This window comes from Curtobacterium sp. PhB146 (genome assembly GCF_004342995.1).
Taxonomy (GTDB): domain Bacteria; phylum Actinomycetota; class Actinomycetes; order Actinomycetales; family Microbacteriaceae; genus Curtobacterium.
The window spans coordinates 155,685-182,335 of record NZ_SMBN01000001.1 but is presented as its reverse complement, the minus strand read 5'-3'; the positions used below and the strand labels follow the sequence as shown (position 1 = coordinate 182,335).

The 26,651-nt window shown below is 71.6% G+C and carries 30 protein-coding genes, 1 tRNA gene and 1 riboswitch; of the genes, 15 read left to right on the top strand and 16 right to left on the bottom strand.

Annotated features, from left to right (window positions below; translation table 11 throughout):
* The first annotated feature begins 21 nt into the window (after positions 1 to 21).
* Positions 22 to 309, top strand: coding sequence for a hypothetical protein (locus EDF33_RS00875; RefSeq protein WP_123293251.1), 288 nt, complete (start codon positions 22 to 24; stop codon positions 307 to 309).
* On the opposite strand, the gene EDF33_RS00870 is transcribed toward EDF33_RS00875, so the two are convergent.
* Complete coding sequence (locus EDF33_RS00870; protein ID WP_132099088.1) at positions 251 to 826, bottom strand: TetR/AcrR family transcriptional regulator; 576 nt, start codon at positions 824 to 826, stop codon at positions 251 to 253. The two genes, EDF33_RS00875 and EDF33_RS00870, sit on opposite strands and share 59 nt — an antisense overlap.
* A gap of 77 nt (positions 827 to 903) precedes the next feature.
* On the opposite strand from EDF33_RS00870, the gene EDF33_RS00865 reads away from it, so the two are divergent.
* Complete coding sequence (locus EDF33_RS00865) at positions 904 to 1,800, top strand: SDR family NAD(P)-dependent oxidoreductase (RefSeq protein ID WP_132099087.1); 897 nt, start codon at positions 904 to 906, stop codon at positions 1,798 to 1,800.
* Between the two features lie 8 nt (positions 1,801 to 1,808).
* On the opposite strand, the gene EDF33_RS00860 is transcribed toward EDF33_RS00865, so the two are convergent.
* Positions 1,809 to 2,699 carry an alpha/beta fold hydrolase gene (locus EDF33_RS00860; protein ID WP_132099086.1) on the bottom strand — a complete coding sequence of 297 codons (891 nt, stop codon included), beginning with the start codon at positions 2,697 to 2,699 and terminating at the stop codon, positions 1,809 to 1,811.
* A gap of 126 nt (positions 2,700 to 2,825) precedes the next feature.
* Here EDF33_RS00860 and EDF33_RS00855 point away from each other — a divergent pair, with 126 nt between their 5' ends.
* The 5 genes from EDF33_RS00855 (at position 2,826) to EDF33_RS00835 (ending at position 8,394) form a co-directional block, all read left to right on the top strand.
* Entirely contained in the window at positions 2,826 to 5,282 is a 2,457-nt protein-coding gene (locus EDF33_RS00855; protein WP_243692320.1) for a GH92 family glycosyl hydrolase, read from the top strand.
* 67 nt (positions 5,283 to 5,349) lie between these two features.
* Positions 5,350 to 5,628, top strand: coding sequence for a hypothetical protein (locus EDF33_RS00850; protein ID WP_132099085.1), 279 nt, complete (start codon positions 5,350 to 5,352; stop codon positions 5,626 to 5,628).
* Entirely contained in the window at positions 5,625 to 7,496 is a 1,872-nt protein-coding gene (locus EDF33_RS00845) for an alpha/beta hydrolase (RefSeq protein ID WP_132099084.1), read from the top strand. The genes EDF33_RS00850 and EDF33_RS00845 overlap by 4 nt, the downstream gene beginning before the upstream one ends.
* Positions 7,480 to 8,043 carry a hypothetical protein gene (locus EDF33_RS00840; RefSeq protein ID WP_132099083.1) on the top strand — a complete coding sequence of 188 codons (564 nt, stop codon included), beginning with the start codon at positions 7,480 to 7,482 and terminating at the stop codon, positions 8,041 to 8,043. Before EDF33_RS00845 ends, EDF33_RS00840 begins: the two co-directional genes overlap by 17 nt.
* Positions 8,044 to 8,091: 48 nt before the next feature.
* Entirely contained in the window at positions 8,092 to 8,394 is a 303-nt protein-coding gene (locus tag EDF33_RS00835; RefSeq protein WP_131921940.1) for a hypothetical protein, read from the top strand.
* Here the strand turns inward: EDF33_RS00835 and nagA are convergent, their stop codons facing one another.
* The 8 genes from nagA to clpS all read right to left on the bottom strand — a co-directional run bounded on the left by nagA (position 8,395) and on the right by clpS (position 14,563).
* The gene (gene nagA / locus EDF33_RS00830) at positions 8,395 to 9,561 is read right to left on the bottom strand and encodes an N-acetylglucosamine-6-phosphate deacetylase (protein ID WP_132099082.1); all 1,167 of its coding nucleotides are present in this window, start codon (positions 9,559 to 9,561) and stop codon (positions 8,395 to 8,397) included.
* Positions 9,558 to 9,965: a YrdB family protein gene (locus EDF33_RS00825; RefSeq protein WP_123671482.1), complete on the bottom strand. Its 408-nt coding sequence runs from the start codon at positions 9,963 to 9,965 to the stop codon at positions 9,558 to 9,560. The genes nagA and EDF33_RS00825 overlap by 4 nt, the downstream gene beginning before the upstream one ends.
* Positions 9,966 to 9,973: 8 nt before the next feature.
* Positions 9,974 to 10,834, bottom strand: coding sequence for a formyltetrahydrofolate deformylase (gene purU / locus EDF33_RS00820; protein ID WP_123293261.1), 861 nt, complete (start codon positions 10,832 to 10,834; stop codon positions 9,974 to 9,976).
* Between the two features lie 84 nt (positions 10,835 to 10,918).
* Positions 10,919 to 12,259, bottom strand: coding sequence for an MFS transporter (locus EDF33_RS00815; RefSeq protein ID WP_132099081.1), 1,341 nt, complete (start codon positions 12,257 to 12,259; stop codon positions 10,919 to 10,921).
* A 100-nt stretch (positions 12,260 to 12,359) separates the two neighbouring features.
* Positions 12,360 to 12,785, bottom strand: coding sequence for a MarR family transcriptional regulator (locus EDF33_RS00810; protein ID WP_123340932.1), 426 nt, complete (start codon positions 12,783 to 12,785; stop codon positions 12,360 to 12,362).
* 76 nt (positions 12,786 to 12,861) lie between these two features.
* Complete coding sequence (locus EDF33_RS00805) at positions 12,862 to 13,788, bottom strand: GNAT family N-acetyltransferase (RefSeq protein ID WP_132099080.1); 927 nt, start codon at positions 13,786 to 13,788, stop codon at positions 12,862 to 12,864.
* A complete protein-coding gene (locus EDF33_RS00800; protein WP_132099079.1) occupies positions 13,785 to 14,261 on the bottom strand; it encodes a DUF2017 family protein in 477 nt (158 codons plus the stop codon). The genes EDF33_RS00805 and EDF33_RS00800 overlap by 4 nt, the downstream gene beginning before the upstream one ends.
* A complete protein-coding gene (gene clpS, locus EDF33_RS00795) occupies positions 14,258 to 14,563 on the bottom strand; it encodes an ATP-dependent Clp protease adapter ClpS (RefSeq protein ID WP_185003162.1) in 306 nt (101 codons plus the stop codon). Before clpS ends, EDF33_RS00800 begins: the two co-directional genes overlap by 4 nt.
* Before the next feature lie 37 nt (positions 14,564 to 14,600).
* Positions 14,601 to 14,686: riboswitch (ZMP/ZTP riboswitch) on the top strand.
* Positions 14,687 to 14,754: 68 nt separating this feature from the next.
* On the opposite strand from clpS, the gene glyA reads away from it, so the two are divergent.
* The 3 genes from glyA (at position 14,755) to EDF33_RS00780 (ending at position 17,650) form a co-directional block, all read left to right on the top strand.
* Entirely contained in the window at positions 14,755 to 16,044 is a 1,290-nt protein-coding gene (gene glyA, locus EDF33_RS00790) for a serine hydroxymethyltransferase (protein ID WP_123937599.1), read from the top strand.
* Positions 16,041 to 16,973 carry a tetrahydrofolate dehydrogenase/cyclohydrolase catalytic domain-containing protein gene (locus tag EDF33_RS00785; protein ID WP_243692319.1) on the top strand — a complete coding sequence of 311 codons (933 nt, stop codon included), beginning with the start codon at positions 16,041 to 16,043 and terminating at the stop codon, positions 16,971 to 16,973. The genes glyA and EDF33_RS00785 overlap by 4 nt, the downstream gene beginning before the upstream one ends.
* Positions 16,974 to 17,146: 173 nt before the next feature.
* Positions 17,147 to 17,650: a hypothetical protein gene (locus EDF33_RS00780; protein ID WP_132099078.1), complete on the top strand. Its 504-nt coding sequence runs from the start codon at positions 17,147 to 17,149 to the stop codon at positions 17,648 to 17,650.
* A 105-nt stretch (positions 17,651 to 17,755) separates the two neighbouring features.
* Here the strand turns inward: EDF33_RS00780 and galK are convergent, their stop codons facing one another.
* Together galK and galT are read right to left on the bottom strand one after the other, a co-directional pair.
* A complete protein-coding gene (galK, locus tag EDF33_RS00775) occupies positions 17,756 to 18,892 on the bottom strand; it encodes a galactokinase (RefSeq protein ID WP_131877525.1) in 1,137 nt (378 codons plus the stop codon).
* The gene (gene galT / locus EDF33_RS00770) at positions 18,889 to 19,986 is read right to left on the bottom strand and encodes a galactose-1-phosphate uridylyltransferase (RefSeq protein WP_131877523.1); all 1,098 of its coding nucleotides are present in this window, start codon (positions 19,984 to 19,986) and stop codon (positions 18,889 to 18,891) included. Before galT ends, galK begins: the two co-directional genes overlap by 4 nt.
* A 64-nt stretch (positions 19,987 to 20,050) precedes the next feature.
* Here galT and EDF33_RS00765 point away from each other — a divergent pair, with 64 nt between their 5' ends.
* Positions 20,051 to 20,896, top strand: coding sequence for a DeoR/GlpR family DNA-binding transcription regulator (locus EDF33_RS00765; protein ID WP_173168871.1), 846 nt, complete (start codon positions 20,051 to 20,053; stop codon positions 20,894 to 20,896).
* Positions 20,893 to 21,825 (top strand): aldose 1-epimerase family protein, encoded by a 933-nt coding sequence (locus tag EDF33_RS00760; protein ID WP_131877521.1) that lies wholly within the window; start codon positions 20,893 to 20,895, stop codon positions 21,823 to 21,825. Before EDF33_RS00765 ends, EDF33_RS00760 begins: the two co-directional genes overlap by 4 nt.
* 189 nt (positions 21,826 to 22,014) lie before the next feature.
* Here the strand turns inward: EDF33_RS00760 and EDF33_RS00755 are convergent, their stop codons facing one another.
* The 4 genes from EDF33_RS00755 to EDF33_RS20020 all read right to left on the bottom strand — a co-directional run bounded on the left by EDF33_RS00755 (position 22,015) and on the right by EDF33_RS20020 (position 23,572).
* Positions 22,015 to 22,335, bottom strand: a complete 321-nt coding sequence (locus tag EDF33_RS00755; RefSeq protein ID WP_111085292.1) for a hypothetical protein — start codon at positions 22,333 to 22,335, stop codon at positions 22,015 to 22,017.
* Between the two features lie 170 nt (positions 22,336 to 22,505).
* Positions 22,506 to 23,255 carry an SGNH/GDSL hydrolase family protein gene (locus EDF33_RS00750; RefSeq protein ID WP_165918686.1) on the bottom strand — a complete coding sequence of 250 codons (750 nt, stop codon included), beginning with the start codon at positions 23,253 to 23,255 and terminating at the stop codon, positions 22,506 to 22,508.
* A 29-nt stretch (positions 23,256 to 23,284) separates the two neighbouring features.
* Positions 23,285 to 23,357: transfer RNA gene (locus tag EDF33_RS00745), tRNA-Lys, on the bottom strand.
* Positions 23,358 to 23,410: 53 nt separating this feature from the next.
* Positions 23,411 to 23,572, bottom strand: coding sequence for a DUF2207 domain-containing protein (locus EDF33_RS20020; RefSeq protein WP_146249745.1), 162 nt, complete (start codon positions 23,570 to 23,572; stop codon positions 23,411 to 23,413).
* 126 nt (positions 23,573 to 23,698) lie between these two features.
* On the opposite strand from EDF33_RS20020, the gene EDF33_RS00740 reads away from it, so the two are divergent.
* The 3 genes from EDF33_RS00740 (at position 23,699) to EDF33_RS00730 (ending at position 26,455) form a co-directional block, all read left to right on the top strand.
* Entirely contained in the window at positions 23,699 to 24,328 is a 630-nt protein-coding gene (locus EDF33_RS00740) for a DNA-directed RNA polymerase subunit beta (RefSeq protein ID WP_131877517.1), read from the top strand.
* Between the two features lie 661 nt (positions 24,329 to 24,989).
* Positions 24,990 to 25,589 carry an ECF RNA polymerase sigma factor SigK gene (gene sigK / locus EDF33_RS00735; RefSeq protein ID WP_123340923.1) on the top strand — a complete coding sequence of 200 codons (600 nt, stop codon included), beginning with the start codon at positions 24,990 to 24,992 and terminating at the stop codon, positions 25,587 to 25,589.
* The gene (locus EDF33_RS00730; protein WP_132099077.1) at positions 25,586 to 26,455 is read left to right on the top strand and encodes an anti-sigma factor; all 870 of its coding nucleotides are present in this window, start codon (positions 25,586 to 25,588) and stop codon (positions 26,453 to 26,455) included. Before sigK ends, EDF33_RS00730 begins: the two co-directional genes overlap by 4 nt.
* The last annotated feature ends 196 nt before the right edge of the window (positions 26,456 to 26,651 follow it).

The following is a 26,651-nucleotide window of genomic DNA, read 5'->3' as shown; positions in this document are numbered from 1 at the left end:
GCCGCCCGGCAGGATGAACCCGTGGAACACCGCTCGCGCACCGTGCTCCGGGCCGCCCGTGATGCGGTGCTGGTGGTGGCCGGCAGCGTCGCGATCGGCCTGGTGATCGTGATCGCCGGACTGGGATGGCTCGACGACATGCCCTACCGGGGGTCCTCGACCGAAGCGGCCTACATCGCGGTCGCGGTGGCGGCGGTGGCCGTCTGCGGGTTCGGGGCGCTCGTCGGCCTCGCCGCGATCAGGGCGTCGGTCAGCTCGTCGGACGGAGCCCGGCGAGCAGGATCTCGACGTAGCGCTCCGGATCGCTGACCCGGGTGCCGCCGGCGACGGCCGCTTCGCGCAGCCCGCACAGCAGTCGGCGGAGGTCGTCGGCGTCGACGTCCGTCCGGACGATCCCCTCGGTGCGTCCCCGCGCGAGCAGCGCGTCGACGGACACCACCAGGTCGCCGGCGAGGGCAGCGGTGTCCGCACAGGAGAACCCGCCGTTCGTCAGCAGGTCACCGAGGGCTGCGTCGTCTACCATGCTCCGGAACGCGGCCGTGACGACCCCGCGGAGCGCATCGGCTGCGTCCGGCAGCACGACGGCGTCGCGGACCTGGTCGAGCATGTCCTCGAGCGCGTCGATCGCGAGCGCTTCGAGCAGGTGCTGCTGGCTCGGGAAGTGCCGGTAGGCCGTCCCGACCCCCACTCCGGCCTCGTGCGCGACGGCGTTGAGCAGGGCCGGTTCGCCCCGGTCGACGAAGGCGCGGGCGACGTCGAGCAGTGCCGTCCGGTTGCGTTGGGCGTCGGAGCGCAGCGCCTCGGGTCGGGCCATCGCGATCGTCATGTGGACACTCTATCCGGTTGTGCTAGCGTTCCGGATGAATCATCCGATTGGGTGCGCCGAACGAGCAGGAGACGACGATGGACAGCTTCGAGTGGGAACCGGCAGCGATGCCCGACCAGCACGGCAGGACCGTGGTGGTCACCGGCGCGACTGGTGGGCTCGGCCTCGTCGTCGCCACGACCCTCGCGTCGGCCGGCGCCCGCGTCGTCGCCGGCGTGCGTGACCTCGACAAGGCGGCTCGCGTCCTCCCCGTGGGGCTCGACCTGGAGGCGCGGCTCGTCGACACCGCGTCCGTCGCGTCCGTCACGGCGTTCGCCCGGCAGCTCGCCGAGGACGGCATCGCCGTGGACGCCCTCGTCAACAACGCCGGTGCGACGATCGGCACGTTCGGGCGAACCGACGAGGGCATCGAACGGACCTGGGCGACGAACGTCGTCGGGCCGGCCGTGCTCGCCGAGGCGATGCTCCCGCTGCTCGGCGGGCCGTCGCCCCGCATCGTGCTCGTCGGCTCGAACCTGTCGCAGCGCACCCGCCGAGTGCCCGGTCCGGGCGGGGTCGACGGTCCGGACGACTACTCGCAGTTCGGTGTGTACACCGACTCCAAGACCGCGGCCGCAGCGCTGAGCGTCGACCTCGGTGAACGACTCCGTGCTGCCGGTTCGGACATCCGGTCGGTGATCGCGCACCCCGGCATCGCGGCGACGGGGATGAACGGCCAGGCGGAGACCCTGACACAGCGCCTCGGCGGCATGGTCGCACGCAGCTTGGCCCGGACCGCTGCGGACGGCGCTCGTTCGACCCTCTGGGCAGCCACCGCCCCGGACGTCACCGAGGGGGTGTTCGTCGGACCTGCCCTCCGCCGTGGTGACCGGCGGCTGCACGTCGTGCCGGTGCAGGGCCCGGCGGCGGACCCGGCGTTCCGCGCTCGCGTCCGGGCGTTCGTGGACCAGGTCGCGGTGCGCGACGGGTCCTGATCATCCGTTCACGTGGGCAGCAGGTGCCGGAGTGCCGCTTCCGTGATGCGCGCCGGCATCGTGTGGCCGCCGTCGAACACCTCGGTCGTCGCGACACCCGGAGGGAACGCGTCGAGGACGCGCCGGACGCCGGCGAGGGGGAACAGTCCGTCGTCCCGTCCCGCCGCGACGAGGACCGGTTGATCAACGGCCGACGCGACCAGGGGGATGTCGCCAGCGGCGGTGAGTCCCGGGACGAACCAGGCCGGGTTGTGGCGGATCCGAGCGTCCTCGAACGAGGCCAGCGTCCCGAGTCCGCAGCTGACCACGCCCCGCGTGAGTCGGGCGTCCACGGCGAGTGCGAACAGCGCCACCTGTCCGCCGAGGGAGTGTCCGACGATGCCGAGTTCGGTGTCGGCAGTACTCGTCTCGATCATCCAGGACGTCACCGTGGCGATGTCACGCGAGTGCTTCGCCTGCAGGCTGCTGCCGTCCGCCACACGGAAGAGCGCGTCGAGGCGTTCGTCGGCCGCCGGGTCGTCAGTCCAGTCGCGTCGGCGTTCCTCGAAACCGATCAGATCGGGGATGACCACGCGGGCCCCACTGCGAGCGAGCACCACGCCGTAGGCGAGAGTCGGATCCCCCGCCCGCCCGGCGGTCTCGCTCTTCCCGGAGGTGAAGTCGCCCGCGTGCTGGTGGACGGCGATGACGTCCGTTCCCGTGCCGTGGTCCGGGGTCAGGAGGAAGCACGGGATGGTGTCGCCGTCGGCCGTGTCCAGCTCGACGCGTGCCCACCGCACCGACCCGTCGCGTCCGAGCGGCTCCAGGCGGACCGCCACCGGACGGAGCTCGTCAGGGGACGGCAGCCCGAGCAGGTCGCGGACGCGTCCTCGGGCCGGTTCGTCGGTCGTCGACACCATGCCCGGACGCTACCAGCGGCGGTGAACCCGCCTGCGGGCCCCGAACACGCCGACCGTGGTGAACAGCAGGAGAGGGCTCGGTGACGGATCGCGCGTCCCCCGTCCGAGGGGGCTAGCGTCGCCGACGTGAACCGTTCTCGCGTGCACCGTCGCCCGCTCGTCCGCCCGCTCCCGCTCGCCGCGGTGGCCACGATCGCCGCGCTGCTGGGGACGGGGGTCGTCGCCGCGCCGGCCGTCGCCTCGCCGTCAGGGCAGGCAGCGCAGGCGGGGCGGACTGTCTCCGATCCCGCCCGGTACGTCGACCCGTTCATCGGCACGAGCGGCGACGGCAACACCTGGCCCGGCGCGACCGCACCGTTCGGCATGCTCCAGTGGAGTCCCACCGGCACCGCGGGCGACCAGACCTCGACGCCGGTCGCGAACGGCTACTCGTACGACGTGAACCGGCTGCGCGGGTTCAGCCTGACGCACCTGAACGGTGCCGGCTGCGCGCCGGGGGCCGCCGGTGACGTGCCGATCATGCCGGTCACGACCCCGATCACGACGTCGCCGTCGGCCGACAGCACCGACGCGGTCTACGCCGCCGGCTACTCGCACGACGACGAGTCCGCGAGCCCCGGGCGCTACGGCGTCGCACTCGACAACGGCGTCCGCACCGACCTCGCCGTCACCACCCGGGCCGGGATCGGCGAGTTCGCGTTCCCCGCCGGGAAGGCCGCGAACCTGCTCTTCCGGACCTCGAACTCGATCAACGGCAGCGAGGCCGCGACCACCCGCGTCGACGCCCGCACCCGCACGGTGAGCGGCAGCGTCCTCACCGGCGGCTTCTGCAGCCGCCGGGCGAACGGCGGCGGGGCCACCAACCCCGACCGGCGCAGCTACTACCGGCTGTTCTTCACGGCCACCTTCGACAAGGCCTTCACGAGCACCGGCACCTGGCAGGACGGCACGGTCCGACCGGGAGGCACGTCCTCCTCCGGTGGGGAGGGCTACCTGACCGGCGCCGACCGTGCCGGACGCGGCTCCGGCGCGTGGGTCGGGTTCGACGCGCGTCGCGGTGCGACGGTGCACGCGAAGATCGGCATCTCGTACGTGAGCGCCGCAGGAGCGATCGCGAACCGCGACGGCGAGGTGACCCAGCGCTCGACCGTCGCGAGTGTGGCGGCCGGCACACGGGCCTCCTGGAACCGCGAACTGTCGCGTCTGCGCGTCGGAGGCGGCACCGCGGACCGCACCACCCAGCTGTACACGTCTGTGTACCACGCGCTCATGCAGCCGAACACGCTGAACGACCGCGACGGCCGCTACCTGGGGCCGGACCAGCGGGTGCACCGCATGGACCGAGGGCACCGCGCCGTCTACGGCACGTACTCCGGGTGGGACCAGTACCGGGCGCAGATCCAACTGCTCGCACTGCTGCGGCCGGACGTCGCCGGGGACATGGCGCAGTCGATGCTGCGGTTCGCCCAGCAGAACGGTGGGGTGTGGGACCGCTGGCTCCACCTCGGGGCGCCGACGCACGTGATGACGGGTGACCCCTCGGCCGCGACCCTCGCCACCTGGTACGCGATGGGGGTCCGGAACTTCGACGTGCGGGCCGCCTACGCCTCGCTGAAGCACCAGGCGACCGTCGAGAACGCCGACGCCGAGAGCGACATCGGGTGCCCGGGCCAGTGCCTGGCGCAACGCCCGGCGCTCGACGAGTACCTGCAGCGCCAGTACGCCGCGAACGACGACTGCTCGTGCTGGGGCGGCGCTGCCGAGACGCTCGAGGACTCGATCTCCGACAGTGCGCTCGGGTACTGGGCGGGTTCCCTCGGGCTGCGCTCCGATGCCCGGATGTTCAGCGTTCGTGGCGAGTACTGGAAGAACACCTTCAACGCCGCCGTCGGGTACCAGGCCGCGCGGCAGGCCGACGGATCGTGGACGCCCGACTGGTCGCCCTCGACCGGCACCGGGTTCGCACAGGGGACGAGCGCGCAGTACACGTGGCTCGTGCCGCAGGACGTGCAGGGGCTGTCGACCGCACTCGGTGGCGACGACGCGGCGGTCGCGCGACTCGACGCGTTCTTCCACGACAGCACTGGTGCGTTCGCGGTGACCGGCGGCGACGCCACGAAGTTCGACCCGACCAACGAGCCCGACATCCACACGCCGTGGATGTACAACGCGCTCGGCAAGCCGTGGAAGACGCAGGAGACCGTGCGCCGGGTCGTCGACGACGCGTACTCGACCGGGCCGAGCGGGCTGCCGGGCAACGACGACCTCGGCACGATGAGCGCCTGGTACGTCTTCGCGTCGATCGGGTTGTTCCCGCAGACGCCGGGGCGGGCGGAGATGCTCATCGGGAGCCCCACGTTCAGCTCGGTCGACATCCGGCGGTCGAGCGGGGAGCGGATCGTCGTGCGGTCCTCCGGCACGGCGCCCTACGTGCACGGTGCGCGGTTGGACGGGCGGACCCTCGAGAAGTCGTGGGTCCCGGCGTCCTTCGTCACCCGCGGCGGCACGCTGTCGCTCCGGGTCGGGGACACGGCGGACACGACGTGGGCGAGCGGCACTCGGGGACGCCCGATCGACCGCTGAACAGCGCTTGACACGTCGTACTCCAGTACTGATATGTTGACCCCGTCCGGAGGGCGGAAGGGGCAGCATGGGGGATCTGGTGGTCGACCTGTCGACGATGCAGGAGGTGTCACGAGGGGTCCTGCAGGCGGCTGGTGACTTCCGGTCCGAGCGTGCGCTGTCCGGGGCGGACAGCGGCACGTTCGGGTCGGCGACGGTCGAGTCGGCGTTCGTCCAGTCGGCCCGGGCCCTCGACGCGATGATCGGTTCGCTCGGTGACGACGCGGACACCCTGGGTGGGTACGTGACCACCGCTGCCGAAGCGGTCCTGCGTGCCGACGCCGACCTCGCCCGGCGGGTCCGGTGAGTGCCGACCCCACCGCCGGAGACCCGGACGGCATCCAACGCGTCGCCCGCCTGCACGACGAGCACGCGGATGCCGTCCGCGACGGAGCCCGTCACGTGCTCGTCGCGGCGGAGTCCGCGGCGGCCGGGTGGCAGGGCGCAGCGCAGCAGCAGTTCCTGACGGTCGCAGCGACGGTGCCGGCGAGTGCGCACCGCGTCGCCGCACGGTTGGACGCCGCGGCGACGGCGCTCGCCGACTACGCGCGCGAGGTCCAGCAGATCCAGGACGAAGCCGCTCGCCTGCAGACGGCGCTCCGGAACACGGCCGACGACATCGTGGTGAACGCGCGGGCGGTCCGCGCCGCGACCCGGACGGCGGCCGGACCCGATGCGGTCGAGGCGGACGAGGTCCTCCTGCAGCAGGTGCAGAACAGCGGCGTCTGGCTCGCGGGGCTCGAGGCGAGGTTGTCGGCGCAGTGGGACGAGCTCGTCGCCCGACGCGCTGCCGCGGACCGTGCGGCGGCGTCTGCGCTCGACGACCGAGCGGTGCTCGGCGGCCTGGTCTCGGCTGCGGCCGCCCGGGCGATGAGCGACGGGCAGTTCACCACCTGGCTCGGCACCCTCGACCGCGAGAGCATCGCGGCGCTGCGGGACGACCCGCGCATCGCCCGGCGTCTCGCAGGGCTCGACGCCACCGACGTCGCCGGGTGGTGGCAGGCGATGTCCGGCCCGGACGGAGCGCCGTCGGCAGCCCAGCGGGCGTTCGTCGTGGCGTTGCCCACGGTGATCGGGAACCTGAACGGCGTCGCGTACTGGGCACGGGTTCGGGCGAACACGACGGTGCTGGTCGACCGGCTCGCCCACGCGGAACGGCAGGTCGCGCACTGGCGGGAGCAGCTCGACGCCGCGAAGACCCCGGCCGGAGCTGCCGCCGCCCGAGCGGAGCTGTCCACGTGGTCGCGGCAGCGCGATGCCTACCGGAACATCCAGGACACCCTCGACACGACCCCGGTGTCGCTCGTGTCACTCGTCGACGACCGTCCACCACTCGCGCAGATCGTCGCTGGTGACCTCGACCGCGCCGCGCACGTCAGCGTCATCGTGCCGGGCATGAACACCGCGACGGACCAGCGCGGAACGGTGCAGAACTACAGCGCGATCGCACGGGGCATGCGCCGCGAGCAAGCTCGCGTGGGTGGTGTCCGACGCAGTGACATCGCCGTGGTGTCCTGGATCGGCTACCACCCGCCGATGGCCGACGACCCGTCGTTCGCGGCCGTGGTCGCGAACGGCCGGGCGCACGAGGGCGCTGACCGGCTCGTGGCCGACCTCGACGGGTTCCACGCGGCACGCGCCGCCGCCGGACGCGACGCCGACCTGACCGTGCTGGGGCACTCCTACGGCACGAACGTGGCGACGATCGCGTTGACGAGGACCCACGCCGACCACGTGGTGCTGCTCGGCTCGGCCGGGGTCACGGACGTCGCACCGAAGGCTTCGGCGCTGCACGTGCCGGCGGGCGAGGTCTTCGCCAGCCAGGGCGCTAAGGACGGCTGGGCCGTCACCGGCCAGAACCTGTCGGGTCGGCGGGATCCGACCGAGTCCTCGTGGGACGCGCACGAGTTCAGCTCGGAGACCCAGCGGGGCAGTGACGGCACGCTGCACGGCGTCACGCAGCACGGCCCCTACGTCGGTGGGAACGGCGACGGCCGGTACTCGTACTTCGACGACGGCACCACGGCGCAGCACAACAGCGCGCTGGCCGCCATGGGGCGTGGCGACGAGATCCCCGAACAGGGCGGTCCCTTCGACCGGATGCGGCAGCAGACGAAGGACGATTGGCTCATGTACGGCTGGCAGACAGGACTCACCGGTGACCCGAGGCTCTGAACGGTGGGGCGGAGCCGTCGTGGCATCGATCGCCGTCACGATGCTGTTGGCCGGGTGCGCCGACGTCGCCCCGTACTCCCCGATGCGGAAGGACACGTCGATGAACGTCGAAGAATCCCACCAGGACGTCTTGGACGTCTTCGCTGCCGTCCGGTCGGTCGTCGGCGAGGACGGCTGGGGCGATGACGATCCAGCCTGGCTCATCTGTGGCAGCGACGGCGAAGACGCAGCCCAGTACACGTACGCCAGCACCCGGAGACTCCCGCTCCCCGGGACGCCCGACGAGGTCGCCGAGCGGGTCGTGACGGCGCTCGCCGGGATCGGGTACGACGGTGCGGTGGTGGAGCACGACGAGGAGCTCACGCCGCGGCGAACCGTCATCAGCTACCCACAGGGATACCTCCGCGGCACCGCTCCGGACGGGTTCGCGATCTTCTTCCAGGCGTTCGACTCCTACGCCGACGTGTCCATCGACGGGCACTGCGTGCCGGGGAAGGCACCGAAGTTCGGTGAACCACTGAACCCACGCCCCACCGACCTGCCCTGACCGACGGACCGGCAGGCCCTACGATCGACCCGACAGAGGGGGAGCACCATGACCGAACTCGCCGACTGGGAGACCGAGGGCGCCAAGGCCCGACCGACGACCCCGGACGATCGCAACCGGCCACCAGCACCGGCCGCCCTGCGTGCCACGACCTGGATCGGGGGGCTGCTGCTCATCGCGGCGGTGTTCGTGTTCGTGGGTGCGTCGTCCCTCGGCGTGCGCGAGGACGAGTCCGAGGTGCACTTCCTCACCCGGCTCGTCATCGTGGTCGTCATCGGGGTCGCCGTCGCCGGGCTCGGCGCGGTCGCCCTGCTGCTCCGGCTCGTCGCGGGGGCACTCGTCCGGCGCTGATCAGCGCAGCTCGCGCCCGCCGCCCCACACCCGCTGCACCTCGAGCGCCGGGGACAGCGCCACGAGGTCGGCCGCGTACCCCGGCGCGAGCCGCCCCAGTCGGTCGCCGAGCCCCAGCGCCGCGGCCGGCACGCTCGTCAGGGCCGCGACGGCCTCGGGCAGCGTCCGTCCGGCGAGCGAGACCGCGTTCCGCAACGCCACGTCCTGCGTCAACGTCGACCCCGCGATGGTGTCGGTCCCGGCGACGTGCGCGACCCCGTCGGTCACGGTGACGTCGAGCGATCCCAGCCGGTACGAGCCGTCGGCAGCGCCCGCAGCGCCCATGGCGTCGGTGATGAGCGCCACCCGGCCCGGGGCAGCGCGGAACAGGGTGTCCGCGACGACCGGGTGCACGTGCACGGCGTCGAGGATGAGCTCGAGTGTCACCCGGTCGTCGGCCACCGCGGCACCGATCGGCCCCGGTGCACGGTGGTGCAGCCCCGGCATCGCGTTGAACGCGTGGGTCAGCAGCGTCGCACCGGCGTCGAACGCGGCACGGGCCTGGTCGTACATGCCGACGGTGTGGCCGACGGCGACGGTGACCCCGGCGGCGACGAACCGGCGGACGGCGTCGAGCGCGCCCGGCAGTTCCGGCGCGATGGTGACCTGGCGGATGACGCCCTCGCCGGCCTCGAGCAGCGCGTCGACCGCTGCGGGCGACGGGTCGATGAGGAACGACTCGTTGTGGGCGCCCTTGTTGTGCGGGGACAGGAACGGCCCCTCCAGGTGCACGCCGAGCACGAGTGGGTCGGTCGCCATCACGGAACGGATCCGCGCGAGCGAGTCCGCGAGGGCGGGGACCGGGTTCGCGACGAGGGACAGGACCGACCGGGTCGTGCCGTGCGCCCGGTGGACGGCCAGCGACTCGGCGAAGGAGTCGTCCTCGTACGACTCGGTCGCACCGCCGTGCCCGTGCAGGTCGGTGAACCCGGGCGTCAGGACCGCGTCGCCCAGGTCGACGACCTGGTCCGCCGCGGGGGCTTCGGGGCCGGAGCCGACCGCGTGCACCACGTCACCGGCGAGCAGGACCCAGCCGTCCGCCGTGGACCCGGCCGCGTCGACGACGCGGGATGCGCGCACCAGGGTGCGCTGGGCCTCCCGGCCGGCCTGGAGGCCCGTGGCGGTCATGCGGTCTCCCTGCGGAACGCGATCACGCCGCTCAGGGCGGCGATCACGATGAAGACGAAGCCCACGACCGGGTGGCCGATGGAGATCCAGGTCGCGCCCGCGGCGATGACCAACGCGACCTCGACGATCGTCTTGCCGACGATGTCGGTCTCGATCGGCGACGCCGGCGAGCGGAAGAAGTACCAGACGACGGCCGCGAACAGCGGGGCGCCGACCATGAACAGGTAACCGGGCAGGGGGAGCTGCCACGACCAGTAGCCCCAGAACGCCAGGGAGAGCAGGCCGAACGTGCAGACCAGGACGCGGAGCACGCGCCAGACGTCGAACGGCCGTCGCTGCCTGCCGGCGGGTGCCGGGCCGGGGACTGCTTCCCAGTCGACGGGAGACTGCGGGGCGTTCGTCATGGTGCTGCCTACTTGAAGATGATGGTGCGGGCGCCGTCGAGCAGGACGCGGTCCTCGGCGATCCAGCGCACTGCCTGGGTGAGGGTGCGGGACTCTTCGTCCTGGCCGATGGAGACCAGCTCGGCGGGGTCCTTCGTGTGGTCCACGCGCACGACGTTCTGCTCGATGATCGGGCCCTCGTCGAGGTCGCTCGTGACGAAGTGGGCCGTCGCACCGATGAGCTTCACGCCGCGTGCGTGCGCCTGGCGGTAGGGGTTCGCGCCCTTGAAGCCGGGCAGGAACGAGTGGTGGATGTTGACCGCACGGCCCTCGAGCGCCGCGCAGAGCTCCGGCGACAGGATCTGCATGTAGCGGGCGAGCACGACGAGTTCGATGTCGTGCTCCTCGACCGCTTCGAGGACACGGCGCTCCATGGCCGCCTTGCTGTCCGCGTCGGTGACCGGACGGTGCTCGAACGGCACCGAGTAGAACGACGCGAGCTCGGACAGGTCCGGGTGGTTGGACAGCACGAGCGGGACCTCGATCGGCAGCTGCCCACCGCGCTGGCGGTAGAGCAGGTCGTTGAGGCAGTGGCCGGCCTTCGACACGAGGACGAGGCTGCGCAGCGGGCGACCGACGACGTCGAGCTGGACGCGGGCGTCGTACCGGGCGGCGACGGGGGCGAGGGCTGCCTCGAAGGTCGCGCGGTCCACCGGCGCCATGACCTGCAGGCGCATGAAGAACGTGTTCGTGTCGACGCTCGAGAACTGCTGCGACTCGGTGATGTTGCCGTTGGCGGCGACGACCGCTCCGGAGACGGCGTGCACGATCCCGGGCTGGTCGTCGCAGACGAGCGTCAGGGTCCAGTGCGTGGGGGTCGGGTCGGTCACCGGATCAGGGTACCGGGCGCGGCGAGCGCGGTGCTTCGTGAGCAGAAATGGTCGAGTGCCGTGACGCGACCCGACCATTTCTGCTCACGAAGCGGGCGTGGCGGCGGCGGCCGTGCGGAGGCGGCGGTCGGCCAGGGTCAGGACCGTCAGGAGCACCGCGACGCCGAGGATCACCCACGCCAGCACGTGCAGGTCCGGTGTGGTCGGGGCCTGGCCGAACACACCACCGATGAGCGACGAGGCCCCGATCGCCCCGATGTACACCGCCGTGCGGGACAACCCGGCCGCGGTGCCGATGTACGACGCGGGCACGAGCCGGTACAGCGCCGCCTGGTTCGACACCGACGCCAGGGCCTGCGGGACGCCGAACAGCGCCGGCGCCAGCGCGAGCAGCACGACCGGCGACCCGGTGTGCAGGAAGAGCAGGAGCGCCCCGCCGACGATCGGCACGACGGCCGCGACGATCAGGGGTCCGCGCACGGCGGTCTTCCGGGCGACGACGAACGACGCGATCCCGGCCACGATCGCGGCCGGCAGCTGGATGTACCCGGCGACGTCGCTCGAGTACCCGGCGACGTCCTGCACCCACTGCGAGAACCCGTAGGTCATCGTGTACGCGAGCAGGTAGGTCAGGAACAGTCGCACGTAGGTGCGGGACAGCGCGCCGTTCCGAGCGAGCATCCGGACGTCCACGAACGGTCGGACCGCGCGCAGCTCCCACAGCACGAGGGCGACGAACAGCACGATCGCCACCGCGAGCAGCCACCACAGGCCGGCGGACAGGTCGAGCAGGAACACGAGCAGCGCCGAGACGGTGCCCGTCATGAGCAGCATGCCGAACGGGTCGAGCGCCTGCAGGACGGGCAGGGCCTCGTCGTCACGCGGACGGTGACGGTCGGACGGCAGCCACATCGACGCCACGACGATGCCGAACCCCGCCAGGGGCACGTTCACCAGGAAGATCGCGTGCCAGCCGAACGCTGCGATCAGCGCGCCGCCGAGCGGAGGCCCGGCCGCCGCCGACACGAGCGAGGTGATGGACAGCGCTCCGAGCACGAGCGGCGGGGTCGGCTTCCCGATCCGCGCCGAGTGCTGTCGGAGAGTGGTGAGTGCCGCCGGGTACGCCGACGAGGTGCCGATGCCGATGAGCACGCGGGCGAACACCGCGCCGCCGAAGCCGGTCAGGAACTCGGGCACGACCCCGGCGACACCGACGATCACGAGCCCGGTCAGGAACACCTTCTTCGGGCCGAAGCGGTCGGCGAGCTTGCCCATCGTCGGCTGCGCGATCGCACTCGCCAGGTACAGGGCGGCGACGAGCCAGATCGCCTGCGCCGCACCGATCCCCAGGTCGCGGGAGATCGGCGTGAGCGCGACGGACACCATCGTGGTGTTGATCGGGTTGAGCAGCGGCCCGACGAGCACCGGGATGAGGAGCTTCGGGCCGAAGCCACTGCCGGTGCTGCCCGGGGTGACGACGGGGGTGGGAGTGGTCGAGGTGGACGTGGGAGTGCTTCTTCCGGGGTCAGCGTTCGGTGAGCGGGGCGAGGATCGCGATCGCTCGGGCGACGGTGTCGCGGTCGGCGTCGGGCAGCGCGGCGAGCCGGTCGGTCAGGACGCGGGTGCGGGTGGTCCAGGCGTCCTCGCGGGCACGGGCGCCCTGGTCGGTCGCGCGGACGAGCGCACGGCGGCCGTCGGCGGGGTCTGGACGTCGTTCGACGAGGCCGAGGTCCTCGAGCGCCTGGACGGTCGCGCCCATCGACTGCGGCCGGACGCCCTCGGCGCGGGCGAGCTCGGCGACCGTGCTCTCGCCGTACCGCAGCAGGCGGCCGAGCGCGGCGGTCTGGGACGCCGTGACCTCGTCGGCCTTGCCGGTCAGCAGCGTGCGACGGATCCGACCGTAGAGCGTCAGCAGGTCGCCGGCGAGCGCGGTCGGATCGGGTGATTCCATACCGACACGGTACTACTTCGACAGTGCAACTTGCAAGGTCGCCTTGCGAGTTCCGGGTCCGCCGCTCCGGATCGGCTCAGCGCTCGAACACGATGCGGCGCTTCGTCACCACGAAGCCGGCCCGTTCGAACGCCCGGCGCATCGGGGTGTTCGCCGCGTCCGTCGTGCCGACCACCTTCGGCTCCCCGGCCTCGGCGTGCACGCGCAGCCCCTCGGCGAGCAGCCCGTCGACCACACCGCGCCCACGGTGCTGCGGCAGCACGCCGATGAAACTGATCGCCGCGTCGTACGCCGTCCGCGTCGCCAGGACGAACCCGACCACCAGGCCGTCGGGGTCGAGCGCGACCCGCCAGCCGTCGCGCGACCCCGGCAGCGAGCGGTAGAACTCGAGGTCGTCGGCGGCGGCGCCCCGCGGGCCGAGTTCGTCCACCGACGCCACGGTGTGGGCGTCGAGGCTCCCCACCGCGACGCGGGCGAACAGGTCCACGAACTCGTCGTCGTCACCGGCGCGGAAGCGCAGCGAGGACGGCATCGGCAGCCCTCGGTCCGGCGTCCACGCCACACTCACCCGCTCCGTCGACCGTCCGAGCCCCGCCGACCGGGCGGCCGCCGTGCGCCACGACACCGCGGCGACGGCGTCGGGGTCGTCGTGCCAGTCCACCGCGACGTCGACGATCCACTCCGGTCGCGCCCCGAACGCAGCGGTCGCCGCCGTGATCAGCCCGGCGGCGATCGCCACCTGCTCGTCCTCGGGCACGTCCGGAGCCACCAGCAGGTCGTCGAGGGTCGACGGCACCTCGGCGTCCGCGCCACCCCACCAGAGCGCCCGTGCCACCGGACGGCCGTCGCGCTCGGCCAGCCACGACCACCCCGGGCGGTAGTTGTCCGTACCCGACTCGGCGCGGTACCGGTCCGGACCGATCCACGCGACCGGTTCCGACGTCGAGAACGCGAGCAGGGCCTCCTGGTCGTCCTCGGTGGCAGCGCGGAAGGCGACCGTCACCGCGGGGCGTTCATCGTCGTGATCAGGTGCTCCTGCACGTACCCGAGCCAGTCGTAGACGTCGCGCAGGCCGACGCCCGCGTCGGCCTCGACCGAACGCTCCTCGTCGTCGGCGTCGACGATCCCGAGACGGTCGGCGATCGTCAGCCGCAGGTCGGTCAGGGTGCGGAGCCAGGCCTGCTCGTCCTCGGGGGCGAGGGCGCCGTCGCGGGTGCCCGTCAGCCACTCGTGCACGGTCGTCGCGTTCGTGGTCTTCTGCGCCAGCAGGTCGGACTGCGTGTACCTCCGGAACTCCGCGCTGGCGTCGTCGTCGTCCGGGTAGGCGTCCGGGAACATCCGCTCGGTGACCGGGTCCGCCGACAGATCGCCGTCGAGCACCTGGCGCAGCTGCTCGGTCAGGGACGTGAGCAGCCCGCGCTCGCCGGAGGACATGCCGAGGTGGACGCCGTCGGCGCGGCGGACGAAGGGGATCACGCTTCGGGGGCCTTGTCGACGGTCGCCTGCAGGCCGTAGCCGTGCATCGACTGGACGTGGGCCTCCATCGCCTCGCGCGGACCCGTCGCCACGATGGCCCGACCCTCCGTGTCCACCTGGTGCATGAGCCGCTCCGCCTGCGCGCGACCGAAGCCGAAGTGCCGCTGGAAGACGTACGTGACGTACGACATCAGGTTCACCGGGTCGTCCCACACGACGGTGACCCACGGGGTGTCCGCGCGCGCACTGGTGCGTTCGTCCGGGGTGGTCCGTTCGTCCACGTCGGGCGAGGTCAGCGTCATGCAACCAGGGTGACACAGGGCGGGCGGCTCGGTACGATCGTCACGTCGCGACTGGCGTTGGATGGGTCACCATCGGGGAGCGACACCTGACACGGTGCGCGGCCGTACGCCTGGGCTGCACCGACCGATCGTCCGTGCGCGACCCACCGGTCGTCGCCAACCCACGTAGGAGAACCGTGTCCATCACCGATCTGCCCGCCGTCGACGGCTCCGTCGACACCGACCGCGCAGCCTTCAACGCCCCGCTCACCGAGGTCGACCCCGAGATCGCCGCCGTCCTGCAGCAGGAGCTCGGCCGTCAGCGCGACACCCTCGAGATGATCGCGTCCGAGAACTTCGTGCCGCGCGCCGTGCTCGAGTCCCAGGGCTCCGTCCTCACCAACAAGTACGCCGAGGGCTACCCCGGCAAGCGCTACTACGGCGGCTGCGAGTACGTCGACGTCGCCGAGCAGCTCGCCATCGACCGTGCCAAGGCGCTCTTCGGTGCTGCCTACGCGAACGTCCAGCCGCACTCGGGCGCCACGGCCAACGCCGCGGTCCTGCACGCCATCGCCAGCGCCGGCGACACCATCCTCGGCCTCGAGCTCGCGCACGGCGGTCACCTGACCCACGGCATGAAGCTCAACTTCTCCGGCCGCATCTACAACGCCGTCGCGTACGGCGTCGACCCCGAGACGTTCGAGGTCGACTACGACGACATCCGCGCCAAGGCCATCGAGCACCAGCCGAAGGTCCTCATCGCCGGCTGGTCCGCCTACCCGCGCCAGCTCGACTTCGCGAAGTTCCGCGAGATCGCGGACGAGGTCGGCGCCAAGCTCTGGGTCGACATGGCGCACTTCGCCGGCCTCGTCGCCGCCGGTCTGCACCCGTCCCCGGTCCCGCACGCCCACGTCGTCTCGTCGACCGTGCACAAGACCCTCGGCGGCCCCCGCTCGGGCATCATCCTGTCCAACGACGAGACCCTGTTCAAGAAGCTGAACTCCGCGGTCTTCCCGGGCCAGCAGGGCGGCCCGCTCATGCACGTCATCGCCGCCAAGGCCACCGCGTTCCTGCTCGCCGGCACCCCCGAGTTCAAGGCCCGCCAGGAGCGCACCATCCGCGGTGCCCGCTTGCTCGCGGATCGGCTCACGCAGCCGGACGCCCGCGCGGCCGGCGTCGACGTCCTCACCGGTGGTACCGACGTGCACCTGGTGCTCGTCGACCTGCGCACCTCCGAGGTCGACGGCAAGCAGGCCGAAGACCTGCTGCACGAGGTCGGCATCACCGTGAACCGCAACTCCGTGCCGTTCGACCCGCGTCCGCCGATGGTCACCTCGGGTGTCCGCATCGGCACGTCGGCGCTCGCCACGCGTGGCTTCGGCGACGCCGAGTTCACCGAGGTCGCGGACATCATCGCGCTGACCCTCATGCCGAACCCGGACATCGCAGCGCTCTCGGCCCGGGTGAAGACCCTGACCGACGCGTTCCCCCTCTACGCGTGAGCGACGCTCTGACCCCCCTGCCCGTCGAGCGATGGGCGGGGGAGGGGTCGGCGGTCCGCATCGACGGCACCGCCCTCGCTGCCCGGACGCTCGACGAACTGCGGGTCCGCATCGATCGGTTGCACGAGCACGGCATCCGTCCGGGGCTCGGCACGATCCTGGTCGGGGAGAACCCCGGTTCCCTGTCCTACGTCGCGGGCAAGCACCGCGACTCGGCGCAGATCGGGCTCGACTCGCACCGCATCGACCTGCCTGCGACGGCATCCGCCGCAGACATCCGAGCCGCGATCCTGCAGATGAACGACGACCCCCGGGTCACCGCGTTCATCGTGCAGCTGCCGCTGCCGGAGGGCATCGACCCGACGCCGATGCTCGAGCTGATGGACCCGTCGAAGGACGCCGACGGCCTGCACCCGACGAACCTCGGTGAGCTCGTACTCGCCGTGCCCGGTGGTGCCGGCACCATCGACGCGCCCCTGCCCTGCACCCCGCGGGGCATCGTCGCGATGCTCGAGGCGTACGACATCCCGATCCGGGGCGCGCACGTCACGATCATCGGGCAGGGCCTGACGGTCGGCCGGCCGCTCGGTCTGCTGCTCACCCGCCTCGAGGCCACCGCCACCCTGACCCACTCCCTGACGGCGGACGTCGCCGCGGAGTGCCGTCGCGCCGACATCGTCATCGCGGCGGCCGGGGTCGCCGGGCTCGTCAAGCCGGACTGGGTCCAGCCCGGTGCGGCCGTGATCGACGTCGGCATCACCCGCGTGGTGAACGACGAGACGGGGAAGGCCAAGCTGCACGGCGACGTCGACCCCGCCGTCGCGTCCGTCGCTGGGTTCATGTCGCCGGTGCCCGGCGGCGTCGGCCCGATGACCCGCGCGATGCTCATGAAGAACGTGGTCGAGGCGGCGGAGCGCCACCTGAAGTAGGTGCGGCGGTCGGCTCACGAGGCGCGCGTTGGCATCGTGAGCAGAAATGGTCGGGTCCCGTCGTGGGACTCGACCATTTCTGCTCACCAGATGCGGCCGGGAGGCGCGGCTCGCCCCCGCCCCGCGCGTTCGGGGGACGGGTGCGGAGCCGCCCCCAGTGCTACGGTCACCGCATGGGGGAGAACGTCCAGACCGCGCCCGTGATGGCGGCCACCGGCAGGAAGCTGCGTCCGCGTGCGTGGGGACTCGTACTCGTCGGGACCGTCGCACTGGTGCTGTCCCCGAACCTGGTGCTCTGGAGCACGTCGACGGGCTACGGCGGGGTCGACGCCGACGACAACTGGATCGACAACGGCGGCAAGGTCCTGGAGACCGCGCCCATCACGGTGCAGGTCGAAGCGCACGTCGCACCGGCCGCACTCGCACTGTTGCTGCTCGTGGTCGTCGTCGGGATCGTCCTGCCGCCGACGCTCGCGCGCTACGGGCACCGCACCCTCGGCGACATCGTGCGGTACTCCGCGTACCTGGCGGTCCCGGTGTGCATCGTCGTCGGCGTGCTGGTCTACACGGTGTGGCAGGGCCACGTCGTGATGGACCAGCTCCAGCACGAGGTGCTGCACCCGCACGGGTTCCCGTGGGGCGGCTTCACCGTCACCACGGGTCACATGACCCGCTGACGCACGGCCTCGCGCTGGATTGCGCCGAAGTTTCGCGGTCAGCGACACCTCACGGGCCGTGCGCCGCGTGACGTGTCGGTGAGCGCGAAACTCCGCCGGTCAGGCTCAGTCGCGGCGGGCGCCCTGCGCGGCGTGCACCGTGAAGACGTTCGGCTCGCGGTACCCGGCGGCTGCGAAGGCGGCGGTGACGGCCTCGGTGATCGCGCCACGGGCCTCCCGGTCGACCAGCGCGATCGCCGCACCACCGAACCCACCACCGGTCATCCGCGCACCGACGGCGCCGTGCTCGACGGCGGTCGCGACGGCCAGGTCGAGCTCCGGCACGGAGATCTCGAAGTCGTCGCGCATCGACTCGTGCGACGCGACGAGCAGCGAGCCGATCGCCCGCGGGCCCTGTTCGCGCAGCGTCCGGACGGTGTCGAGGACTCGTTGGTCCTCGGTCACGACGTGGCGCACGCGGCGGAAGGTCTCGTCGTCGAGCAGCTCCTGCGCACGGGGCAGGTCATCGACGCTCAGGTCACGCAGGGCCTCGACACCGAGCACCTGCGCACCCTTCTCGCACGAGGCCCGACGAGCTGCGTACCCACCGGTGGCGTGGGCGTGCTCGACCCGGGTGTCGATGACCAGGACCTCGAGCCCGTTGGCCTCGAGCGCCAGGTCGACCACGGCGGTGTCGAGCGTGCGGCAGTCCAGGAACACGACGGCGTCCTGCTCGCCGAGCAGTGACGCGGACTGGTCCATGATGCCCGTCGGTGCGCCGACGGCGTGGTTCTCGGAGTACTGCCCCACGCGGGCGAGGGTCTTGCGGTCGAGCCCGAGCTCCCACAGGTCGTTGAAGGCGAGCGCGACGCCGCACTCGATCGCGGCGCTGGACGACAGGCCGGCCCCGACGGGGACGTCGGACTCGATGAAGACGTCGAACCCGGTCTTGTCCGACAGGTCTGCGCCGGCCTGCTCGCGGAGTGCCCAGGCGATGCCGAAGACGTACGCCGACCAGCCGGTCATGTTCGACGGGTCGAGGTCGTCGAGCGACAGTTCGAGCACCGTGTCGGCGTCGAACGCGGACGAGACGCGCAGCAGACGGTCCGGCCGCGGGGCGATCGACGCGGTGGTGCGCCGGTCGATCGCGAACGGCAGGACGTACCCGTCGTTGTAGTCGGTGTGCTCACCGATCAGGTTGACCCGGCCGGGGGCGGAGTACCGCACCGCCGGCTCGTACCCGTAGACCTGCTGGAACGTCATGCTCGCTCGATTCCCTGTCGGATGAACTCGGCTGCCTTCTCGGGCACGAGGTCCCCGATCCAGGCGCCCATGGCGGCTTCGCTGCCGGCCAGGAACTTCAACTTGTCCGCCGCCCGACGCGGCGACGTGATCTGCAGCATGAGCCGCACGGTGTCCCGCCCGACGTGCACCGGTGCCTGGTGCCACGCGGCGATGTACGGGGTCGGGTCGCCGTAGAGCTCGTCGATGCCCCGCGTCAGGCGCAGGTGCATGTGGGCCAGTTCGTCCTTCTCGGCCTCGGTCAGGCCGGCGAAGTCGGGGACGTGGCGGTGCGGCAGCATGTGGATCTCGATGGGCCAGCGTGCGGCGAACGGCACGAAGGCCGTGAAGTGCTCGCCCTGCAGGACGACCCGGTCCGAGGCCCGCTCGTTCGCCAGGTGCTGTTCGAACAGGTCCGGTCCGAAGCGCTCGATGGAGTCGAGCAGACGCTGCGTGCGGGGCGTGACGTACGGGTACGAGTAGATCTGCCCGTGCGGGTGGTGCAGCGTGACGCCGATCGCTTCGCCGCGGTTCTCGAACGGGAACACCTGCTGGATGCCGGGCATGGCGGAGAGCGCGGCGGTGCGGTCCGCCCAGGCCTCGACCACGGTGCGGGCACGCGACTCGGAGATCGACGCGAAGGACCCCTCGGTCGCGGGCGAGAAGCACACGACCTCGCACCGGCCGACGCTGCGCAGCTGCCGGTTCAGGCCGACGTCGCTGAGCGAGTCGAGCGACGACGGAGCGTCGTCCGCCGCGAGCGCGGGGCCGAACGACGGCGAGCGGTTCTCGAACACGGCGACGTCGTACGTGCTCGGGATCTCGGACGGGTTCTGCGGTGACTGCGGCGCGAGCGGGTCCTGGTCGGCTGGCGGCAGGAACGCACGGTTCTGCCGGCTCGCGGCGATGGAGACCCACTCGCCGGTCAGGACGTCCTGGCGCATCCGCGCGGTCTCGGGCCGAGGGTCGAGCGCACGCTCGTCGATGGCACGCTCCGCGGGCAGGGTGCTGTCCGCATCGTCGAAGTAGAACAGGTCGCGGCCGTCCGCGAGCTTCGTCACGCGCTTGGTGATCACCGGAACAGCCTATCGCCGATCCGAAGCGTTGCGAAAGGCTTCGGAAGCAAGCGAAACTAGGGCCGTGACCGATGACGACCTCTCCTTCCTGGCCGGATCGCTGCCCGCGCCGCTGCGGCAGGACCGCATCGTCTCCATCGTCGAGGGCGCGCCCGGCATGGTCCGGACCGCCGCGCTGGCCGCGTCGCTCGGCACGAGTGAGGTGACGGTCCGGCAGGACCTCGCGGTCCTCGACCAGGAGGCCCGGATCCGCCGGGTGCACGGCGGAGCGGTCCGCCTCGGGGCCGGGTCCACCGAGCGCCCCTTCGAGGAGACCGCCGTCGAGCACCAGGTGGCCAAGGCCGCCATCGGCCGCGCGGCCGCAGCGCTCGTGCGGTCCGGCGAGTGCGTCGTGCTCGACGTCGGCACCACCCCGGCAGCGGTCGCCGAGGCGCTCGTCGCCCGCACGGAGCTGTCCGACCTCACCGTCGTCACGAACTCGCTGACGACCGCGCTGGCCCTCGAGCGCGCCGTGCCGCGGTTCACGGTGATCGTCACGGGCGGCACCCTCCGACCGCTCCAACACTCGCTCGTCGCACCGTTCAACAACACCCTGTTGCCGGTGATCGCCGCTGACGTCGTGTTCCTCGGTGGCACCGGTGTCGACGTCGCGCACGGTCTGACCAACGTCAACCTGCCCGAGACCGAGGCGAAGCGGGTGCTCGCGGCCACGGCTCGGCGTACCGTCGTCGTCGCGGACGGGTCGAAGTTCGGCCGGGCCCACATCGGGGTCGTCCGCGCGCTCGAGGACATCGACGTCGTCGTCACCGCCGAGGCCGAAGCCGACGCGGTCGCCACGATCCGGGCGGCCGGCGTCGAGGTCGTCGTCGCGGACGGCGAGGACACAGCCGGAAGGAACCACACCCCATGACCGCAGCACCCACCGGTGGCCAGTACCGCCTGCACCACGCCGGACCGGACGGCGTCGTCGAGGCCGTCGTGACCGAGGTCGCCGCCGGCATCCGAGAACTCCGCGTCGCCGGCTTCGACCTGACCGAGCCGTTCCCCGTCACCGAGCAGCCGCCCGGCGCCAACGGCATCGTGCTCGTACCGTGGCCGAACCGCGTCGCCGGCGGGGTCTGGGAACTCGACGGCAAGCGGCAGCAGCTCGACATCTCGGAGCCGAAGTACGGCAACGCGTCGCACGGCCTGCTCCGCTTCGCGCCGTACCGCGTGGTGTCGCAGACCGAGACGGGCATCGTGCAGGAAGCCACGATCCACCCGCAGCACGGCTGGCCGTTCACGCTCGAGACCCGGGTGCACCACGAGCTCGTCGACGACGGCATCCGGGTGACGCACGAGATCACGAACCGTTCCGGTGCCCGCGCACCCTTCGCCGTGGGGGCGCACCCGTACCTGCGCGCCGGTGACGCCCCGGCCGATGACCTCGTCGTCACGCTCGACGCCGCCACCGCCTTCACCGTCGACGAGCAGAAGGTGCCGAACGGGTCCGTGTCGGTGGAGGGCACTTCGTTCGACCTGCGACGGGGACTGCGTGCCGGTGACGCGGATCTCGACACCGCGTACTCCGACATCACCCCGGACGCCGACGGGGTCCGTCACACGACGCTGCACGGCCCCGAGGGTGACGGCGTGCAGCTCTGGCAGGACGCGTCGTTCCCGTACGTGCAGGTGTTCACCTCTCGGGAGTACCCCCGCGGCGACGGGAAGGGTCTGGCCGTGGCGGTCGAGCCGATGACCGCTCCGGCCAACGCCCTGAACTCCGGCGAGGGCCTGCGGTGGCTCGAGCCCGACGAGACCTGGACGGGCACCTGGGGCATCCGCCGCGTCTGGTCCTGATCGCCCCCACGCTGCCGGCTCCGCCAAAGCGACTCCGTCCCGCCGAAGGTTCGCGGCACAGAGTCGCTTTCGCGGGGTTGTCGCGGGTGCGACCGTGGATCTGTCGCTTCGGCCGGGGATTCACTGCTCCACTGGACACACGAACGCCGCCCCGGTGTGGGGACGGCGTTCGTGGCGGGGAGCTGCTGGTCAGCCGCGGCGCATGCGGAGTGCCTCGACCGCGAGTGATTCGCTGGCGTAGCGCCCGACCTCGTGCGCCCAGGCCGGGTCGTCCCCGCGCAGGGCGATGAAGTCCTTGCGCTGTCGGCACACGTAGCCGAGCACCGCGGTGGCCGTCGCGACCTCGATGAAGTCCTTGCGGATGTGCCGGGTCGTGACCTGCGCGTTGCGACGGAGCGTGTCGAGCAGGAGCTCGTTGCTCATCGTCGTGTTGGTCGCTGCGGCGAGCTCGACGATGCGGCGCGCGTCCCCGGTGCTGCTGGTCTGCGTGGCTTCGATGGGCTCGATCACGGTGTACCCCGTTCGTTCGTGGTGGTGCGGTGCTGCAGGATCCGGTGATCGGATCCGGGAACGACACTATCGGCGGCAGCCCAACAGTCGGCTGTGCGCGGGCTGATGTGTGCAGGGGATCTGCCATGAGCCAGCTGGGGACGACTTGTACCCCGAATCCGAACCCGAGGTCAGGCGCAGCGTTCGTCGTCGGAGGCAGCGAGTGCGTCGAGGGAGTCCGAGACCCGGTCCGCCAGGTACTGGTAGCCGGCGTCGTTGAGGTGTCCGCCGTCGATCGCCGCGTAGCCCGGGCTGTTCGCCGCGGTGAACCACTGCCCGGCGAGCGCGTCGATGTACGGCACGCCCGCTGCTGCCGCCCCCGCGGAGACCGAGGAGGCGACCCCGACCGTCGACTTCGCCCACGGCAACGGCGCTGACGGCCCGAGCGCGACGATGACGGCGTCCGGCCAGGTCTGCTCGGCGTCGCGGAGGGTCTTCTCGACGCGGGCCTGAAGGACCGACGAGTCGACGAGCCAGTCGTTCTGGCTGCCCTGCACGATGACGAGTTCGGGATCGACGGTCGCGGCGTGCCGTTCGAGGCGGGGGCCGAACGTGTAGTGCGAGGACCCGGTGCGGCCGGTGTCGACGTAGCCCGTCCCCGGGTAGCCGTCGATCGTGGCCTTCCAGTCCCGGTCGGCCGCGAGGTCCTGCGCCCACCCGTCGATGCCGCTGGTCGAGCCGCGGCCGGAGGTGTACGAGTCGCCGACGATCAACACGTGCGAGCCGGGGGCGATCGCGTCGGAGACCTCGGCGGAGGAGACGCTCGACGACGTCGTGACGGGCTGGCAGGCACTCGAGACGGTCGGCAGGATGACGAGCAGCCCGCTCACGCCGAGAGCCATAGCTCCGAGCGCGATGCCGGGGAGGAGTCGTCGTGCCATCCGCCACATCTTAGACAACGCACTTGGTGTGGGCCCCGTGGGGCTCGAACCCACGACCCTCGGATTAAAAGTCCGGTGCTCTACCAACTGAGCTAGAGGCCCTCACCCGCAAGGCTAGCGGGTGAGGGCCTCTGGGAAGAACCTGGTGTCGATGGTCAGCCGCGACGCCCGGTGAGCGTTCGCAGCAGCCACAGGACGACGGCCACGATGAGCAGCACGATGCCGACCCACAGCAGGAACTTGAGGCTCGCGGTGAAGCCACCGACGAACAGCAGGATGACCGCGATGACGGCCAGGATGATGAGCAACGGGTTCATGGGGGAGTCCTCTCCTTCACGTTCGGGAGGAGCGCCTCCCGACGAGACACCGTACCCGCGGCGCTGCCGTTGCGTTCTGGGCGAACGGAGGGCGGGCGTGTCACCGGCCGTGCCTACACTGACGCGGTGCCTCGCGATCACCACCGTCCTGTCCACTTCACCGATGCCGAGTTCGCCGCGATCCAGGGCGGCGAGGACCCCGCCGTCGTGAACCGTGTCGCGCACGAGACCGCGAACGCGCTGCTGCACCGGGTGCGTCAGGACCCGGACCCCGCCGTGGTGGAGCGGCTCGTCACCTACACGGACGTGCACGGCATCGACGCGATCGCCGAACTCTGGGCGCGGGTGGGTGCGCACACCCTGCCGGGCGCCCTGTGGCGGGTGTACCTCGTCCGCACCGTGATCCGGCAGAACCCGGATGAGATCGCGTACTTCTTCCAGCGCGGCACCGAGCGCATCGGCACGATCGACCAGGCCGTCGCGGGGGCGGAGCAGCCGACCGGTCCTGCCGAGATCCTCACCCTGGCGGACCGCATCCTGCACGGGCTGTACACGGGCGACTTCGCCGTGGCGCTCGACCGTGGTGCGGCGTTCTGCCGGCTGACCGCGGCCGGTGCGACGGCGGTGGCGGACGACTCCGACCTGACGGCGACCGATCGTGCGAGCGAACTGACGCGGCGGGCGCTCCGTCTCACGGAGCTGGCGGCCGACCTGACCGAGGCGGCGGCGCTCTGGCGTCGCGAGAGCCTGGACTAGCGAGCGAACGCGCCGGACCCGCACCGGGCCTCCCGGCTGGCTGCGCACGGTGAGCAGAAGATGTCGGGTCGCAACGAGGCAAGCGACCATTTCTGCTCACGAAGCGAGACCGGACGAAGCGAGACCGGACGACGCAAGACGAGACGACGCAAGACGGCAGAGAAAAACCGGGCCGCAGAAGCGCCTCTCGGCGCGAGGCCGCTCGAAGCGGCGAATTTTGGAGCCCGGGGCTTGCTGCGGCCCGGCAACACCAACTCTACGACCCGTCGGCTGAGTCTGCTGCCCTGTTCACTCTCGGTGGACAGATCCGGACCCGGGCGTGCCCGGCAGACGGCCCGGACGCGGCGTCCCGACAACTTCTCGGCATCCGATCCAATCCACCACGGGCACCGCGCCGAATCATCAGCGTGACGGACTTGATGACCGTCACGAACGCGAGAGGCCCGGCGTGACCCGGACCGGTATCCGCCGGTCAATTCCCTGTGGGTCACGCTGGCCTCTCGTCTCGACCGCACGACGCGGCGGCTTCGTCCTACCGGGGGCGCGACCGCAGCACAGCACCACCGCAGCACAGCACCACCAGCACCACCGCATCACGCAGCACCCCTGACAGAACGGCCACAACCGGTCGCCGACGCACCCGAGAGGAGGGAAACCTGCAATGCTTGCCCTCGTGGATAGCGACACCGAACGCTGGAGCTCGTCAGAGCCAGCCCAGGCATCGCCGGACGACCTCTTGGCGCGGGTTGCCTCCGGTGACCAAGCCGCCTTCGCGGACCTCTACGACGCCCTCTCCGGCCGGGTCCTCGGACTCGTGACGCGGCTCCTCCGGGACCGCGCCCAGTCCGAAGAGGTCACGCAAGAGGTCTTCCTCGAAGTCTGGCAACAAGCCACCCGGTTCGACCGGAAGCGCGGGACCGCCTCCAGCTGGGTCCTGACCATGGCGCACCGCCGAGCGGTGGACCGGGTCCGGGCGTCGCAGGCCTCGCACGACCGGGACACGAAGATCGGTATCCGCGACCTCGAGTCCGGTTTCGACCAGGTCTCCGAGTCGGTCGAGATCCGCATCGAACACGAACGTGTCGGCAGGGCCCTGGCCAAGCTGACCGAGTTCCAGCGGCAGGCCGTGCAGCTCGCGTACTACGGAGGCTTCTCGCACAGCGAGATGGCCGAACAACTCGGTGTCCCCATCGGCACCGTCAAGACCCGTCTCCGTGACGGGATGATCCGACTCCGAGACGAGATGGGGGTGACCTCATGACCGAACGACACGACGACCCCGCCCTGCTGACGGGTTCCTACGCACTCGACGCGCTGTCCGACGATGAGCGCATGCTCCTCGAGGACGTCCTCACGACGTCGCCCGAACTCCAGGCCGAGGCCGACTCGCTGCGCGAGACCGCGTTGCAGCTGGCTTTCGCCGCCGCTCCGATCGAGCCGCCGACGTCGCTCCGCGCGTCGCTGCTGGCTCAGATCGCGACGACCCCGCAGGCTGCTCCGCTGGCCGAGACGGCTCCTGCCGTCGACACGACCTCCGTCCAGGAGGCCCGTCCCGAGCCCGCCAGGCACGTCGCCTCGATCGCCGACGGCTCCACCGCCGGTGGCCGGGCGACCTCCGAGGCTCGCCGCCGCTGGTTCCAGCGTCCGGCAGCCATGCTCACCAGTGCTGCTGCGGTCGCCGTGGTCTTCCTCGGTGTCGGCCTGGGGGTCGGCGTCGCGAACGGTCCGGCCGACGGACCGGGCACCGGCACCACGCAGGCATCGAGTGGCCTCGACCGCATCTACGCCGCGTCGGACTTCCAACGCAGTACCACCAAGGTCGAGGGCGGCGGCACGGCCACGGTCGTGTGGTCGGGCGACCTCGGCAAGTCCGCGGTGATCCTCGACGGTGTCGCCCAGGCACCGAAGGGCAAGACGTACGAGCTCTGGTACATCGGCTCCGAGAACGAGGGCGGCACGATCAAGTCGGCCGGCCTGGTCGACGGTGTCGCGGACGGCGTGCACTCGGCCGTGCTGAAGGGCTCGATGTCCGACGGTGCGACGATCGGCATGACGGTCGAGCCGGCCGGTGGTTCGGAGCAGCCGACCACGACGCCGATCATGGCGGTCCCGACCACCTCGGCCTGACCCTCCCGGAAGGTGCTCACGCGATCGATGCGTGGGCACCTTTCGTCGTTCCACGAGGCGATCGACGCGTGGAACGTCGGAACATGCGCACGCACCGTCTGCGTGCGCATCGAGCGACGAACCACGAGACGATCGACGCGTGGATCGTCGGAGCATGCGCACGCACGCACCCCGCACGGCCCCCGCACCCAGCGCA